Origin of the sequence: Gordonia sp. AC31 (assembly GCF_031844505.1) — a bacterium.
Lineage (GTDB): Bacteria > Actinomycetota > Actinomycetes > Mycobacteriales > Mycobacteriaceae > Gordonia > Gordonia hongkongensis.
Genome location: NZ_JAUZVK010000089.1, coordinates 1 through 1,050, shown reverse-complemented (window position 1 = coordinate 1,050; position 1,050 = coordinate 1). Strand labels below are relative to the sequence as shown.

Genomic DNA, 1,050 nt, shown 5'->3' with positions numbered 1-1,050 from the left:
TTCACAGTCGCGACATCGTCAGCGATATCGGGATACAGAATCGCATCCAGTTGGTCTTGTAGTTCAGCAATCTGAGGTTGGGCGGCCTTGATCATGTCCAAGACGCTAGGATCGTAGTCGATGGCCTCGAGTTCGGTGATCTTGATCCATTTTTCTCGTGCAGCCCTGTTGAATTTGATCATGTAATCACGGTCCATAAACACGTTCGCGGTGCTCTCGCCTTCTAGGCGAGCATTGAGTTCAATCTTGAAAGCATTAATGTCGCCATGAAGCAGGGCGTCACGCATTTTGATTAACCATCGGTAATCAAACGATGACACGAGCAGATCATCAAACAGATCGAGAGCTTGTTTCTCCTCTACGGTCTTGCGGCCGAACTGCTCGCGAACTGCGCGGATGGACTGATCTCTATGACTGTGGAGCGCGCTAGTGAAAGATATGAGCGCTGAACGGATTCGCCTTCGGCGCTCGTCGAAAGCATCTTGATCGGACAGTGAAATTCGCCGACTAGTGACATCGGAAATTACTGCAATAAGCAAATCGCAGAATCTCTCATTTTCATCAGAAATGTGCTGGAGAAGTTCGCTGTCAATCATGCGGCGGAGGCGCTCGTGTGCCGTGCGATACTCTGCGTCTTCATCTGCAGTGAATGAGCAGAGCTTTTTGAAGATGATAGCAGCATCGATACCCGGATCGGAATATCCCAACATTGCTCCGTACGGGTCGGAGGCGGCAGCTGCGTCGTCGTCAGCGTCCTGTTTTATCTGTTGCTCTCCCTGTTCCTGTATCTTATTGAACACCGACAGAGAATTGGTGATTATTTCGCGAATCTCATCTTCTGTCGGGAGCTTTGTAGATAGCCAGTTGCGAGCGCGCTGAGCGACTTCTTGTAGTGCGGTGCGCATTGAGTTCTGGACGTCGTTTCTCGTCATTCGGTCGCGGGCGTCTGGTGTGTTCGCGTAGTCCATTGCCGCGGAGGCCAAGACCTCCGCTTGAGCCCGCATTGTCTCCAGCACAATGACCATGGCCGCGCTCTGAGGCGGTGGCGCG

1 protein-coding gene is annotated in these 1,050 nt (G+C 52.2%); it reads right to left on the bottom strand.

Annotated elements, in window-relative coordinates:
- Positions 1-1,025, bottom strand: a 1,025-nt coding sequence (locus Q9R39_RS24710; protein WP_311278462.1) for a hypothetical protein, incomplete at its 3' end; no start/stop codon positions are given.
- Between the last annotated feature and the right edge of the window lie 25 nt (positions 1,026-1,050).